General features: G+C 43.0%; 14 protein-coding genes and 1 pseudogene. 6 read left to right on the top strand and 9 right to left on the bottom strand.

Annotated features, from left to right (window positions below; all coding sequences use genetic code 11):
- Positions 1 to 54: 54 nt before the first annotated feature.
- Positions 55 to 504, top strand: a pseudogene (locus tag U2P89_RS12370) (EamA family transporter); the annotation flags it as partial.
- Between the two features lie 9 nt (positions 505 to 513).
- Here the strand turns inward: U2P89_RS12370 and U2P89_RS12365 are convergent.
- From U2P89_RS12365 to U2P89_RS12345, 5 genes are all read right to left on the bottom strand, one after another.
- Entirely contained in the window at positions 514 to 1,362 is an 849-nt protein-coding gene (locus U2P89_RS12365) for an SDR family oxidoreductase (RefSeq protein ID WP_322191526.1), read from the bottom strand.
- Positions 1,363 to 1,410: 48 nt separating this feature from the next.
- The gene (locus tag U2P89_RS12360; protein ID WP_076929032.1) at positions 1,411 to 1,821 is read right to left on the bottom strand and encodes an Rrf2 family transcriptional regulator; all 411 of its coding nucleotides are present in this window, start codon (positions 1,819 to 1,821) and stop codon (positions 1,411 to 1,413) included.
- A 218-nt stretch (positions 1,822 to 2,039) separates the two neighbouring features.
- The gene (locus tag U2P89_RS12355; RefSeq protein WP_322191525.1) at positions 2,040 to 2,687 is read right to left on the bottom strand and encodes a Vat family streptogramin A O-acetyltransferase; all 648 of its coding nucleotides are present in this window, start codon (positions 2,685 to 2,687) and stop codon (positions 2,040 to 2,042) included.
- Between the two features lie 86 nt (positions 2,688 to 2,773).
- Positions 2,774 to 4,726 (bottom strand): gamma-glutamyltransferase family protein, encoded by a 1,953-nt coding sequence (locus U2P89_RS12350; RefSeq protein ID WP_322191524.1) that lies wholly within the window; start codon positions 4,724 to 4,726, stop codon positions 2,774 to 2,776.
- A gap of 47 nt (positions 4,727 to 4,773) precedes the next feature.
- The gene (locus tag U2P89_RS12345) at positions 4,774 to 5,190 is read right to left on the bottom strand and encodes a DUF6146 family protein (protein WP_044060180.1); all 417 of its coding nucleotides are present in this window, start codon (positions 5,188 to 5,190) and stop codon (positions 4,774 to 4,776) included.
- A gap of 106 nt (positions 5,191 to 5,296) precedes the next feature.
- Here U2P89_RS12345 and U2P89_RS12340 point away from each other — a divergent pair, with 106 nt between their 5' ends.
- A complete protein-coding gene (locus U2P89_RS12340; RefSeq protein ID WP_322191523.1) occupies positions 5,297 to 7,258 on the top strand; it encodes a site-specific DNA-methyltransferase in 1,962 nt (653 codons plus the stop codon).
- 297 nt (positions 7,259 to 7,555) lie between these two features.
- Entirely contained in the window at positions 7,556 to 8,848 is a 1,293-nt protein-coding gene (locus U2P89_RS12335) for an ABC transporter permease (RefSeq protein ID WP_322191522.1), read from the top strand.
- 29 nt (positions 8,849 to 8,877) lie between these two features.
- Here U2P89_RS12335 and U2P89_RS12330 read toward each other — a convergent pair whose 3' ends face one another.
- The gene (locus U2P89_RS12330) at positions 8,878 to 9,435 is read right to left on the bottom strand and encodes a sugar O-acetyltransferase (protein ID WP_091907074.1); all 558 of its coding nucleotides are present in this window, start codon (positions 9,433 to 9,435) and stop codon (positions 8,878 to 8,880) included.
- Between the two features lie 199 nt (positions 9,436 to 9,634).
- Here U2P89_RS12330 and U2P89_RS12325 point away from each other — a divergent pair, with 199 nt between their 5' ends.
- The 3 genes from U2P89_RS12325 (at position 9,635) to U2P89_RS12315 (ending at position 11,607) form a co-directional block, all read left to right on the top strand.
- The gene (locus U2P89_RS12325; RefSeq protein ID WP_197684917.1) at positions 9,635 to 10,279 is read left to right on the top strand and encodes a type 1 glutamine amidotransferase domain-containing protein; all 645 of its coding nucleotides are present in this window, start codon (positions 9,635 to 9,637) and stop codon (positions 10,277 to 10,279) included.
- 99 nt (positions 10,280 to 10,378) lie between these two features.
- Entirely contained in the window at positions 10,379 to 11,311 is a 933-nt protein-coding gene (locus tag U2P89_RS12320) for a DnaJ C-terminal domain-containing protein (RefSeq protein WP_091907076.1), read from the top strand.
- On the top strand, positions 11,308 to 11,607 hold the full coding sequence (locus U2P89_RS12315) for a chaperone modulator CbpM (protein WP_076929045.1): 300 nt from the start codon (positions 11,308 to 11,310) through the stop codon (positions 11,605 to 11,607). The genes U2P89_RS12320 and U2P89_RS12315 overlap by 4 nt, the downstream gene beginning before the upstream one ends.
- A 32-nt stretch (positions 11,608 to 11,639) precedes the next feature.
- Here the strand turns inward: U2P89_RS12315 and U2P89_RS12310 are convergent, their stop codons facing one another.
- The 3 genes from U2P89_RS12310 to U2P89_RS12300 all read right to left on the bottom strand — a co-directional run bounded on the left by U2P89_RS12310 (position 11,640) and on the right by U2P89_RS12300 (position 15,129).
- Entirely contained in the window at positions 11,640 to 12,113 is a 474-nt protein-coding gene (locus U2P89_RS12310; RefSeq protein WP_076929048.1) for a DUF4625 domain-containing protein, read from the bottom strand.
- Positions 12,114 to 12,252: 139 nt separating this feature from the next.
- Complete coding sequence (locus U2P89_RS12305) at positions 12,253 to 12,738, bottom strand: DUF4625 domain-containing protein (RefSeq protein WP_091907078.1); 486 nt, start codon at positions 12,736 to 12,738, stop codon at positions 12,253 to 12,255.
- 180 nt (positions 12,739 to 12,918) lie between these two features.
- Positions 12,919 to 15,129, bottom strand: coding sequence for a TonB-dependent receptor (locus U2P89_RS12300; protein WP_313381733.1), 2,211 nt, complete (start codon positions 15,127 to 15,129; stop codon positions 12,919 to 12,921).
- Positions 15,130 to 15,156: the final 27 nt, after the last annotated feature.

Raw genomic sequence — 15,156 nt, 5'->3', positions numbered from 1 at the left:
AGGGACAGTATAATTTTACAAACCATATAAAAATGGGCTTTTTAAGGCTCGACTATTTATATTGTCGGAGTGAACCGTCCCATACTCAAAGAGGTCGCTACCCTCAAAATTACTTTTTATATTTTGCTGTTTGGACTTTCTCTGTTCCTGATACGTGTTGATTTCGGGGCAACCCTGATTATGCCGGAGAAATGGTATCTCTGGTTTAATCTTATAGCGCTGGCGGTTTTCCCGACAGCTATATCGTTTCTTTGCACCACCAGCGCTATTCAGTATATCGGTTCCACACCAACCGCTATACTTGGCGCACTTGAACCTGTAACAGCGGTATTTTTCGGGGTCGTAGTATTTGGTGAGACTCTCACCCTTCGCATCATCTCCGGGATTATATTGATTATTATGGCCGTAACGCTTATCATTGCCGGTAGTAATGTTAAAACCTATCTGGTGCGTTTCCGCAAGATGTTCCCGAAAATTCCGGGAAAGAAACCTTTTCGCCCATAACCAAATTATTTATTGGCCTAATATGTCTTTGACTGATTGAATCAAAGGAGTTGTCGGACGGCCGATCAATCTGGAGAGCTGCTTGTTGTCGTCAAACAGATCGTTTTTAGATGCTCCGGTATCAAAGCTTGCAATAGCCTTTGCTATTCCTTCCGGTAGCCCGAAACTTTTCAGCATTTCAGCATATTCTGTTTCGGGAAGATTCTTATAGGGAATTTCTTTACCGGTCTGGCGGGAGATCTCTGCTGCAAGATCTGTTAACGTAAAATAGTTGTCCCCGGCTAATTCGTAAACTTTTCCTTCCTGGTTTTCACTCGTCAATACAACTGCAGCTGCCTCAGCGAAATCTTCACGGGTTGCCGAAGATATCTTTCCTTCACCGGCACTGCCGAGTAAGACTCCGGCTTTCACCGCTCCGGGAACAGAGCCCGTATAATTTTCGGTGTACCATCCGTTACGTAAAATGGTATAGGCAATTCCTGATGTCTTTAAAGCGTCTTCCGTAGCTTTGTGCTCTTCCGCCAGGCTCAAAGTCGATCTGTCTGCATATAACAGACTGGTATACACGATCCATTTTACTCCGGCCTGTTGTGCGGCTTTTATTACATTCTCATGTTGTTGCCTGCGTTTTCCGATTTCATTACTCGATATGAGTAACAAATGGTCGATGCCTTGCAATGCCGCGGCTAAATTCTCTGGCTTTCCGTAATCAAATGCACGGGCTTCAATGCCTAAATCCGATGCCTTTTCAGGTGAACGTACCAATGCCACGAGATTTTCTGCAGCCACTTTTCTTTTCAAATTCTCTACTACCAGACGTCCCAACTGTCCGGTAGCTCCTGTAATTCCTGTTTTCATACGATTCAAATTGTAATATTAACTGTTACATTTATAATTAAAAAAATATCAGTGAAATTGTTTTACAAAATCTTTCAATGTTTTATGCCTGAGAGAATCGGTCACCAATTGATCGGTTTCTGCAAACAACTTCGCCAGGTTCTTATTAATATCTTTACCGATAGGACATTTAGGGTTGGGACTTACATTCTTTTTTCCCAAAACTTCCGAGTTCTTCACAGAGAGGTAAATCTCCGCCAATGAAATCTCATGGCTTGGCTTGTTCAATTTCGAACCGCCTTCTTTTCCCTTTCTGCTGATTACAAGACCTGTATTTTGTAATATACCCAGTTCCTTCCGGACAATGACAGGATTGATATTGATACTTCCTGCAATCCAGTCGGAACTTAACCATTCATCGGGAACGTTTGCCAGAAGGGTCAAAATATGTATTGCTGTGGCAAATCTCGTATTATTCATATCGGGTGCAAATATAAGTATATTTTTAATTGTAATAAATATTATTACAATTAAAAAATTACAAAAGATGATAAGTGGATTGGTAGTAAAGGGTTATGATTTGCATTATTTTATACCATATAGTCGAAATATTTCTTTCCGAACTCTTGCGTGATCCGGGTTTTTCCGATTTGACGGGCTCCTCTAAGCAGGATAGACTTACGGTTATCGTTTCCTTATTATGCTTTTGAAGATTTATAAAACTCTTCAAGTTTACGGATATCACCGTTCACAATTAATGGGAGTGCAGAAGTAATTTTTTTAATATTCCAGTTCCACCATGCTATATTCAACAATTTCTTTATTTGTTCATCTGTGAAACGTTTACGGATTAACTTTGCAGGATTTCCGCCAACAATTGAGTAGGGCTCTACATCTTTCGTAACGACGGAATGTGCAGCGATAATGGCGCCATTCCCAATGTTGACTCCGGGCATAATAGTAGTTTTATAGCCAATCCAAACATCATTTTCTATAACGGTATCCCCCTTGAAAGGTAGTTGTTCCGGTGTGGGTGTAATTACACTCCAATTTCTACCGAAAATATTGAAAGGAAATGTCGAGATTCCATCCATTTTATGGTTCGCTCCATTCATTATAAATTGGACGTTGGAGCCAATAGCGCAGAATTTCCCTATGATTAATTTGTCTCCAAGAAAATCAAAATGATATAAGACATTCTGCTCAAAATTCAACCCGTCTGTATGATCATCATAGTAAGAATAATCTCCTACGATAATGTTTGGCGATTTAATGATGTTTTTTAGAAAAACCAACCGCTTGTAATCTTTTAATGGGTATATCTGGTTACTATCGGGTATTTGCATAATGAACTTGTTTTGCTGGTTTTACTTTTCCATCGCCTCCGTTTTCAAACCAGCCGGCATTTTTTCAATGGCATAGCGTAGAGCCATTACCATCCTATGCCGTAGTCCTCTCCATGATTACTGCTCCCTCCCCAAAAGGATCCATGCTCATTGTCCAACAATATGGCATTAATGGGGCCGCTCGTGCGATTCCCTAATTGTATTTCATATCCCATTTTCTTTAATTCGTAGATCACCTCTTTCTTCGTATCCTGGCGAAGCAGTATGCTTCCGGGTCTGGGCATACGGTCTTCGAATCGGATCCCGCCCAGTGAAAGCCACAGTTGATTACTATTAATGTTCGCTGCCTCGGATGCTTGTTGCACAGTCATGCCGAATTCGACGACATTTAAGAAAAACTGGAGCAGGTTTTGTTCCTGTGTGTCCCCTCCCTGTACCGCGAAAGCCAGGAAAGGCCTGCCATCTTTCAATGCCAGGGAAGGGGTGAGGGTTACCCTGGGGCGTTTACCGGGTTCTACCACATTAAAAGGATTCAGTATAGAGTCCAGTACAAAACTTTGCATCCGCTGGCTCATACCTATGCCCGTCCGTCCTGCTATACAGGCGGGTATCCATCCGCCGCTGGGTGTTACCGACACCACCCATCCTTCCTTATCGGCAGCCACGATACTGGTCGTTCCCCGGGTAAACCTGTCCTGGTAAAGGCTGTCCTTATATCCGTCGACAGACGAAATATCCGCATGATAGAACTGCTCATCATTTAAAATATATCTGCCGGCATCATGCCTGGGGACAAAATCTTTTACTTCCGGATCGATGATTGTAGTGTCTGTAAGATGACTCCGTTGTTTCAGTAAGGCTTCATACGGATTGTTTTTCCCTTCATAAGCGTAAGGATTTCCCGGCATGACCCGGTCATCGTTTTTATCCCGGCGAATCTCTTTCGATCGTGCACGGGCATACTCTTTACTGAGTAACCCCCGGATCGGCGATTCAGGAGAGAAATAAGGGTCTCCATAGTAAAAATCCCGATCGGCAAAGGCCAGATTCATGCTTTGATAAATCGTATGGATATACCGGGCCGAATTATATCCCATTTCCTGCAGATCGAAGTTCTCCAGGATATTCAATGCCTGCAATAACATGGGCCCTTGTGTCCACTCCTGCAATTTATAGACCTCTATGTCTTTGTAGGTTGTATGTAGGGGAACTTCTTCTATCGGTTCCCATCCTGCCAGGTCTTCAAGCGTGATTAATCCGCCTTGTTCCCGGCTTCCACGTACGAATTCCTCGGCAATATCACCTTTATAAAAACGATCCTGTGCCGCCTTGATCGCCTCTTTCCTGTCTTTACCCTGCCGGATGGCCTCCTGTTCCGCTTCCACCATCTTATCCAATGTGTGCAAAAGATCTTCCTGTACAAAGATCTCCCCGGCTGCCGGAGCTTCCCTTTGCCCACCTGCATGGGGCAAAAAAACGGCTTTACTATACGGCCATTCTTTAATGCGCTCCTTGTTCCGTTCTATACTGTTTGCCGTTTGGGCATCTATCGGATAGCCCCTGGCCATCTCCATAGCCGGAGCCAACACTTCTTCCAGGCTCAACGTGCCGTATTCCGCCAGCATATAACATAATCCGCCCGGGGTTCCCGGGGTTACGGCGGCCAAAGGGCCGTATTCGGGAGGGAAAGCATATCCTTTATCCTTGAAAAAGGAAACAGTCGCACCGGAGGGAGCCACGCCCAGGGCATTTATTGCCAAAACCTTACCGTTAATCGGATTATAAATCAGTGCCTGGGTTTCTCCTCCCCAACTCAGTACATCCCACATGGTACAGGTGGCGGCCAGCATGGCACAAGCCGCATCAACCGCATTACCTCCCTGCTGAAAAATCATCGATCCTGCTGTGGCAGCTAAAGGTTTTCCTGTGATGGACATCCAATGTTTACCATGCAAGGGAGGCTTTTGTGTGGATTGGGCCAGAACGGCACAAAAGGAAACAGCACAAACAGCTATTGTAAAAAAATATCGTCTTATCATAATGATCTATTTTTGAACAAAAGTAACTATTTTCTTCCACCCTTTCCTTAAAAAGTTAAACCTTTGGGACCGTTTGGCATAATCTCTATTCCCAAAACATGTTCTACATACTGAAAATAATAAAACAATTTATGGTTCAGTTCAAAACCATAATCCACCCCCCGCTCATACCCGTAAATTGGCTGAAAGAATGATCTTCTTCGGGGCTGGGTAGCATTATAATTCCAGGCCGAAACATATTGGTGGTTCCAGTTCTCATAATATTGTTGTGAACGGTATTTCGCCGGAGAATTCTGAAGCACATACCATGTTTCGAATCCCGTATCGAATACAATCAACTCGTATTCGACAGAATCTTCCTGCACTACTTCATTTCCGTTCGGTTCGATCTTTACAATCCCTTTTGGGCCCGAACAGGCAACCATAAATGACAAAGCTGCGAATAAATAAAATATCTGTTTCATAACCATGAGTTTTAATGCTGATATATATACAACAAATTTCACTTGAAAAGGTGTGAAAAAACAGGGAAAAAGATTTCCTTTGTAAGGATTTTGTAAGGATATGGATATGAGTGAGATGAATAAGGAGCAGGAACTTGTTTCAGAAATACGAAAATTGAAACGACAATTGGCCATAGCTAATAGTCGGGCCAAGACAGTCAAATATGGACTTGTCTGGATGGAAGTGCCTGAAACCTTTGATGATGAATCTGAAAATCAATTGCCCGTCATCGAGGAAGTAAAAGAAAAGTCTATCCGCAATAAGGATGAGAAACCGACTCATATTCTCATTGAAGGGGATAATTATCACGCCCTGACTTGCCTGAACTATACCCATAAGGAAAAAGTAGACATTATATACATAGATCCCCCTTATAATACCGGATCGGATGGATTCAGGTACAGGGATAAAAGAGTACTCGATAAGTTTCCCGATGGTTCCGAAGTGCCCAAAGACCATCCTTTAAGGCATAGCTACTGGTTGTCGTTTATGAACAAACGGCTGGAATTGGCGTACAATCTGCTAAAACCGGAAGGTGTTATATTTATATCGATCAACGAAGACGAATATGCGCAATTGAAGTTGTTGTGCGATCACATTTTTCAAGCGTCGAATTACATGACGACCTTTACTGTGAAAGTAAGGCATGAAGACAGGATACTTAAAGGTGATAAAGATTATCATGAAACCACGGAGCAGCTGTTACTCTACAGGAAATCTCCGAAATTTAAGTCAATAAAAAGACTTCAGGATAACAGTTCCATTGAGAAATATATATATACGATAGAAGAATTGATTGATGACCCGGAGCAAATCACACTGGGTTCAAAAGTAGTCTCTGTATTTAAACCCGGAGAATACAGAATAACCAAATCAATCCCTTCTGCCGATAAGTTCCAGAAAATCAATATCCGGGGTTCATTAAAAGAGGGAAACAGCTCCGGACGTTTCCATATGAAATACCTGGAAGAAAGGAATCATCTGTTTGGTTATTTATATAAAGTACCCGATATGGGAGGAGATATGTATGGCTACAGGTATTTTCTCACGCGGGAATCGGCAGCTAAGGTAAATGGTTCCTACTTTCAGGGGATCCCTTTGAATAAAAAGGAAGTAAAGGAAGTGCCTTATCCTAATTACATGGATTTTGAAGAAGCATTTAATAGTGTGGGATATGAAGGCGGTGTCGAGTTTAGAAATGGGAAAAAACCCGTCGATTTCCTGAAATTCATATTTTCGATCGGTTCCTGCAATAAGGATGCCGTTATTCTGGATTTTTTTGCGGGGAGTGGTACTACGGGACACGCCGTAATGGAGCAGAATTATATCGATGGGGGTCAGCGGCAGGTGATATTGTGTACCAATAACGAGAATAATATTGCCGATGAAGTGACCTACCCCAGGATTAAAAATATCATTCAGGGGTATTTGCAGAGTAAGAATCAGAAAGAGGTACTATATGAGGTTGCGCTAAATACCAAATTGCTATTGGATAATAGTGTAATCCGTGCTGCCAGAGACCATTTTTTTTCGGAAGAGTATAAATCGCGGTACGACGAGATAAAAGAAGAGGTAAGAAAAAACAAGTACACTATTTACGGTGTGATAAAAAAAGGGAAAAGAGTCCCCGGATTGGGTAATTCTTTGAAGTATTATAAAACCTCATTTGTCGGGAATAATAATATTTCATCTGTTTCGGATGAAGAGAAAGTGAATCAGGCACAGAAAGCCGGATATTTGTTGGCTTTGGCAGAAAATACGCTGGATGAGGTAGAGCGTACTAACTATTTTCAATTGTTTGGGAATAATGAAAATACTACTGCGATATATTTTAGGAAAGAATTGGATGAAATGGATCTTCTCCTAAAAAAACTGGAAAGCATTAAGACACCTAAAGTGCTGTATGTGGTTAACCGGGAGGACTCCCGTGATTTTGAGAACAGGTTTGCCCATATTGATAATCTGACAATAAAAGAAATGATCTCTATCATTCCGTCGTTCTTACAAAGGTGCTCGGTCGATGGGTAGTTAAAAACATAACCAATATAGTATCAAAAAGGGTTGTTTTTATAATTAGATTCAGAATTAATTTAAGTTAATTTTATTGGCATATTTTGTCCGAAAAAAACTTAATCAATATATTTGTGATCTTAATGATAGTATAATTTTTTTAAATGAATAATCTCTTAATTTTTTATTCTATTATGTTGAAAATAAGACTATAATATGACTATTCTATCAAACGGGGATCATGAAACAAACTATCTTTATCGCTTTTGTATCTTCTCGAATTAAATCATTTATTAAACATAGACAATTATAATTGTGTCGGCAGACTTTAGTCCCTCCTTCTTTTACAGTTCGTCGTTCTTCCCGTTTTTCGTTTTGCTTATCCTTCTTCTTACAGTGATTCCTGCTTTGCTTATCAGTAATAGGATCAATCGATTATCGGGAGGTGATGTGCGTCAGTTGTTTGTGAATAAGAAGAATCATTGGATAGGAGTACTGGTGACAGCACAGTTTGTAATTGGCGTGGCATTGATTATGGGAATGATCACGGCTAACCGGCAAATGGGTTTGGTGAAGCAAGCCGGAGAGCGTTACAGGGATCTGATAGAGATATGGAATACCTCAACTGAAACCGACCTACGCCTATTTAAACAAAAGGTGCAATCTGTCCCGGGTGTATCGGGTATTTCACTGGGAAACATGTCACTGATGAACGTATGGATTATGCATGCCGATATGCAGAAGGAAAACGGTGAGAAGTTCCAGACCACTGTATTCGGACTGTCGGGCGATGAAGGATTGTTTCGTGTCCTTCAGCTTCATCAGATTGCAGGAAGCGAGTGGGAGACATTACCCGAAAAGTATGGATCGGCTGTGTTTGTGAACCAAACCTTTGCCAATCTGGTGGAAAAACCCGTAGAAGAACTGATTGGAGAACCGTTGAGAAAGTATATGAATTCGCTTGATTCAGTGTCTGTGATTGCAGGAGTAGTAGAAGATTTCTATTTCAATTCACTCGAAAAGAAAGCGATGGCGGTAAAGATGACGCGGATTTCGTCCCTTGAGGATAGGCTTACAGCTATGCAAATCCGGTTAGACGGAAATGATAATGGTGCAACAATAAAAAATATACGACGGGTTTGGGGGCAGACTTATCCCGATGAATACTTTACCTATGCTGATGTTTATCGTACATTTATAAGTCGGAATAGTAAAGTAACCGAGATGTCGGATTTACTGCAAATGTATTCATTGATCAGTATTTTACTTACCTGTTTCGGTTTGTTTGGTATTTCATTCTATGCTGTCCGCCGACGAACCAAAGAGATTGGTATCCGAAAAATAAACGGTGCAAAAACGTATCAGATACTGTGGTTGCTGCTCAAACCGATATTTGTCTGGATTGTTGCTGGTTTTGCCATCGGTGTACCGCTGGCATGGTGGTTTATGGAGCGTTGGCTGCAACAGTTCGCTTACCGGGTGGATGTTTCCATTGGCTCTTTCTTCCTTGCGCTTTTACTGGTTTCTGTAATAACCATTCTAACTGTTCTATGGCAGTTGTGGCGAACAATAAAGGTGAATCCCGTGGAAAGTTTGAAATCGGAATAAGAAAGTGAAGCCGGACGCGTTATGACTTTTTACTGGTTCAATCGTTTCTTAATGGTGGCGGGATTGCCGGCTACCATACAGTCGTCCGGCACATTTTTGGTAACCACGCTGCCGGCTGCTACGATACATCGGTTACCGATGGTTATCCCGGGGAGAAGAGTCACATTGCCACCCAGCCAGCAGTCTTCACCGATGGTAATAGGATAGGCGTACTCTTTCTCTTCCCGTCTCGCCACATGATCCATCGGGTGATTGGGTGTGTAGAACTGGCAATTGGGACCGATAAGAGTATGTTTGCCTATACGAACATATCCTCCGCCGATACACATAGCATTATAGTTAATAAAAACATTTTCCGCTATAATGAAGGAACTTCCGTGATCGCATTGGATAGGCGGACAGACCGTACTTGAGGCGGGAAGATCCGGTATAAGTTGACTGATCACTTCCCGGTAATCGTCATCGAAGATCGTCATCGTTTGCAGCTTGATGCACAATTTCCTCGAGTGCCTGAAACTCTCCTGTATTTCAGGATCAGAGAAGTCGGCCAACTCTCCACTGCGCATTTTTTCAAATTCAGATTTCATTAGTTAGAGTAAAGAATAAAGAACAAAGATATAAAAATATGCCAAGCGAAGGAAAACCGGATCATCTCTTCTATCTTTCAAAAAGAGTGAACAATATCAGAAAAACAGTTGTTAATCTTGTAGTTGGATTTGTTTGATTGTAGATGTAAAGATAAATGGATTTGACAATTTTAATTTCAAACCCATAATATTGATCATTATGAAGAGAATCATTTTAAACGCGTTTTGTATGTTGAGTATTGTATTGTTTGCTGCCGGATGTACCGGTAGCGGTAGCAGTGAAGAGAGACGATCGGAAGTGATTGTACCGGATGTGCAAGCAGTGAATCGCCCCCATGTAGCAGTATTGCTTACTGAGGGATTCCAGGATGCCGAGGCTTATATGCCGATCGGTTATCTGGAAAATAAAGATATGGATATTACGGTGATAGGTCCTGAAACGGGACGGGTGAAAGCCTATAACAGCGATTTTGAAATAGTTGTACAAAAGAAAGTCGGAGAGGTGAGCGTCGATGAATTTGACGCGCTGGTACTACCTGGAGGAAGAGCCCCTGCTGCATTGAGAGAAGACCCGACGGTAGTGGAGTTCGCCAAGAACTTTTTCAATTCAGGGAAGCCGGTGGCGGCTATCTGTCACGGCCCGCAAGTATTGGCTAGGGCAGGAGTGCTTAAGGATGTAACTACCACGGCTGTGGGATCTATCCGCGGTGAATTGGAGGAAGTCGGTGCGAATTACGTGGACGAAGCACTGGTAATAGATGGTAACCTGATCACATCAAGAGTACCAGGCGATCTGCCGGTATTCAGTAAAGCTATTGAGGAAGCGATCAAGAAGGCTCGCTGACTTGTTCCTATTTTAGTTTAGCATAGTTAAAAACAGCTTTATGCCGGTCACGGGAAACCGTGATTTAGGGGTAGGGCTGTTTTTCAATACACGAAAAAAATGCCATACATTGATTATTACAAAATGCTGGGAGTCGATAGGAATGCATCGGCTGAGGATATCAAGAAAGCTTACCGCAAGCTGGCGCGTAAGTTACATCCCGACCTGAACCCGAACGACAAGGAGGCACAGAAGAAGTTCCAGGAGCTCAATGAAGCCAATGAAGTGCTGAGTGATCCGGAGAAACGCGCCAAATATGATAAGTACGGTGAGAACTGGAAGCACGGCGAAGAGTATGAAAAAGCACAGCAGCAATATCGGCAGCAAAGTAGCAGGCAACAACAGTGGAGCGGCCAGGGTGGACAGACTTTCTATACAGAAGGTGATTTTTCGGATGATGACTTCTCAGACTTTTTCCACTCTATGTTCGGCAGCGGGTTTAGCCGGAGGCAAAGCGGTGCCGGCACCCGTAATAAATTCAAAGGTGCGGATTATCAGGCGGAATTGCGCCTGACACTTCGTCAGGCCATGCAAACGCATCAGCAGGCATTGTCGATTAATGGAAAGAATGTACGTATTACCATTCCTGCAGGAGTGGCTGACGGACAGAAGATCAAGCTGGCCGGATACGGTCAACCCGGGGTGAACGGTGGCCCGAACGGTGACCTCTATATCACTTTTATTATTGAGGATGACCCTGCTTTTAAACGCCTGGGGGATGATTTGTATACCGATGCTGTGATCGACCTTTACACCGCTGTGCTTGGGGGCGAAACAATGATCGATACGCTCGACGGGCAGGTGAAAATGACCATTAAACCCGGTACCCAGCCTAATGCCAAACTACGGTTGAAAGGCAAAGGGTTTCCCCTGTATAAGAAAGAGGGACGGTTTGGCGATTTATACGTGACGTTGAAGGTGCATCTGCCTGAACATCTTTCGGATAAGGAGAAAGAACTATTTACCCAATTATCAAAAATCAGGAAACAATGAGTGGAAACAGATTACTATACAGCGAATGCCTGAGGATTTACGAGGTAGAAGAATCATTCATTGAGTCGCTGCGGGATGTGGGATTAATCCATGTGATCGATCAGGACGACGACCGGTTTATAGAATACGACGACCTTTCCGACCTGGAACAATTCATCCGGTGGCATTACGAGATGGATATCAATGTGGCAGGGATTGATGCACTTCGCCATATGTTGGACAGGGTGCGATCGTTGCAATCGGAGATAGAACGGTTAGTCGGTGAGTTGCGGTTTTATAAATCCCTGCAACAATAAAAACAGGAGATAAATCCGCTTTTTTTTCGACATTAATTCCGGTCTCTTACTTTTATACCGACAGCTTTCAGTTGTTGCCAACCCGATTTGTCGGTCAGGCGTATCATAAAATGATAATCACCGGTATCCACATCGTCGGGAACATGGATACTGCTTTCAGCTTGGTAGGAGACCATTCCGTCAGGGATTCGGAAACTCTCATTATAGATAAACGGATTGACCGGTGTTTTCTTTTCATCCGGTTCACAGTCCACATCATCGGTGCTGTGTGAATGATGGTCGAAATTGTTATGGATTTCAATATTATAATTTCCTAACTCCCGGTTATCGGTGAAGAATGCTTTAAATATAAAACTTTCTCCCCTATATACTACATCGCAGGTCAAAGGAAAAGCCGATGCCCCGCTCATGTCGATCTCCGGTTTTTCCATATCGTGATCATCTTCCTGACCGCATGAAAGTAGCAACAAAAGGGCAGTCAGACAAAATAATGCTTTTCGGATCATATATTTTCTTTTTAAATTATAAAGTGGTCTCAAAATAGGAATTTAATTGCTGAAAATAAGTTGTTTGAGATTATTTCCGGACAGAGGGGATTAAAGAGAGGGTGAAATCACATATTGTGATACACCCTCAATTTCTCTATTAGTGATTATGGTCGTGGTCATGCTCGTCATCATGGTCGTGTCCGTCGTCATCGTTTTCGGATGCCGGTTTTATAATCAGTTCGGATTCTGCCATGCCTGTCTGTCCCTCCTGGTCTCTCACAACCAGATGCAGATGATATTCACCTTCCGGTGCTTCGGCAGGGATATCAATGTGCTTATGCAGGGTGGTGCTTTTTAGCCCTTTGGCATCAGTATATACTTCGTGAAATTCGAAATCTCCGTCCTCCTGATGAACTTCTAGCGTGATGCTTTCAATTAACCCTTCAGCTGTGATCTCGGCGTTAATATGGATATCTGAACCAGCATACCCTATTTTGTCGTTCGGGCTGTCATGCCCCGACCCCAGTTCGGTAATCTTGACGCTAGGCGCCAAAGGCTTATCGTTATCATCCTCGCAGGACGAGAAAAACAGTACGTTGGCACTGAGAAGGAGTATCACTCCCAAAAATAATTTTCTTTTCATACGATTTAATTTATTTGTTTACACTATGGTGTATGGAACTCGCTTTCAATCATGTTCCCGGGTGTAATGAATTAAATGCTCGTTTCATACGGATAATTTTTTAATGGTTTATATAAATGATGATTGCTTAACAATCCGGCAAAACGAAGTTTTACCGGGCTATTCATCGTTGCTGTTTTTTTAAAAAGTAAATCCCAACATTGCCGAAATATTTCTTCCCGGTTCGGGTATATCGATCAACCGGTAGAAACCGGTATGGTCGTAATATCTTTTGTCCAGCAGGTTTTGTACCTGCAACCGGAATTTTATGTTGTTATCGTTTAATTGCCAGCTGCGCCCTAATGATAAGTTCAGCAGTTGGTAACCTTCAGTCTTTTCTTCCGGGGGCACGATCCTGTTTTGAGTCCCCGTTATTTTGTATTCCAGCAGTATGTCACCGTCGGTGCCGAGAAATCCTTTGCCGGGCCGGTAACCGATACTGAAATTGGCTGACCAGGGAGGCGAAAAAGGAAGGGAATACCCTTTTTTATCTCCTGAGAGCTGTTCCGCATATAAGTATTCCGATTGTATTCCCAAAGTAATCTGCCGGGTAAGTTGTAATTGTACATCTGTCTCAAAACCGTAGCGGATCACTCGTGCCTGTGCATAATGATACATTTGTAGTCCTTCGTAATATTCAGGCGTGGGATTCAGGTAGATATAATTGGGAAAGTAGTTGAGGAAAGGTTCCAACCGGACTGTTAGCAGGTTGTTTTGCCAACTGATACCCATATCTGCCTGATACGACTCTTCCGCTTTCAGGCTGTTATTTCCCTTCTCATACCTGAATATGTGGTAATTCACCCCGTCTGAACCCAATTCTTTCGGTGTCGGTGCACGAAAGCTCTTGCCTATATTGGCTTTTAACATCCATGCGCCTTGTTGGTAATTCAATCCGGCAGACCAGGTGAAACTGTCGAACTTTTTCCGCAGGTCGGCAGCCCGTTCCTTATATACCGGGTTACCTTGTCCATCCGGTGTCTGGTACCAGTCCCGGTAGCTATCGATATCTATTTTTACTTTGTCGGCACGTACACCCGAACTGATAATTAAGTTATCAGAGATATGGTATCGTCCATAAACAAAGAATCCCATACTGGTAGTACGAAAATCGGGAATTACAAAACCCCATCCCCCTCTTTTGTTATGCTGATGTTCTATGGATAGTCCACCCTGAAAGCTCAACCGGTCCTTCACCGGCATCCTGAGCAGGGTAGATGCGGTATAGGTGTTTTTGTCGAATTGACGTTCCAAAGCATCGGGAGGAACAGGCATATAGCCGTGCGATACCGGTTCGGAGAACTCTTTCCTGAGGTTGTTCTGAAACGCGATATTCCCTTCCCAGGTAATATTCCCGATGCGCCATGCCAAATTATTGACTAACTTGAAATGATTGACCGAGTGATAGGGTAGGTCTATATCCCTAGTAGACCTGTCGTAATCTATATCGGATAGCCTCACTTCCAATCCGTGTGCATCGGCAAAGAACCCGCTTCGGGAATTAATGTTCGAGACTAGTAGGTGGGACCGGAAATTTTCTCCCAAATAACCCAATGTAAACCCCGCATTCCGGTCTCTTCCGGCGGTATTGCGTAGACGACGTTTTTTTAATTGAATATAGTAAGAGTAATACTGTATGCTGTCGGCAGGTACTTTATAATCTGCATAATCCATATAAGTAGCATTGATTTTATAGTACCATTTGTTGATTTTGCCGCCAACTTGCCCCGAAACACCTGCCGACTCGTTGTTGTTCCTGCCGTATAGGTTGATATTGCCCTCTGCCTTTTCTGTGGGAATATAGTTGTTACGCAACTGGATTACTCCGCCAATAGCATCTGAACCATATAAGAGCGACCCCGGCCCTTTTACAATCTCCACTTCATCGACCGAAAACTGGTCTATCTCCAGCCCATGGTCTTCACCCCATTGCTGGCCTTCATGTTTTATACCATTCTCTGTCACGATCATCCGGTTAAAGCCAAGCCCACGGATAGCGGGTTTGGACTGGCCGGATCCTATAGTCATAGCCCTTATCCCCGGAATTTTTTCGAGGGTTTGCATCAGGCTCCCCGAAAAGTTATCTTCTATATAGGATTTATCGACATGAACAATATTCTGTGCCGACTTCATTTGGATATTTCTTGTGCGGTCGCCTCGTACGACCACTTCATCCAGTTCTATAGGGCTTTTCTCCTCTTCCGGAATAACATTGCCTATTGTGTCGGGTTGCTGCGGATTCCACGATAAGTAGTCTGGTTCGGTAACCGTTTGTAAACCTATCGGTTGAGCCGCCGATTTTCCGCACAAAAAAACAAGGGTTAATATGGAAAAGCAAAATTTAATCTGCATCTGTCTGTCATTTGTAAATTGAAAAAC

The sequence above is a fragment of the Proteiniphilum sp. genome (genome assembly GCF_034331125.1).
GTDB lineage: Bacteria > Bacteroidota > Bacteroidia > Bacteroidales > Dysgonomonadaceae > Proteiniphilum > Proteiniphilum saccharofermentans.
Note: the sequence above shows the minus strand (reverse complement) of the source record. Positions and strands in the feature narration are given on the sequence as shown.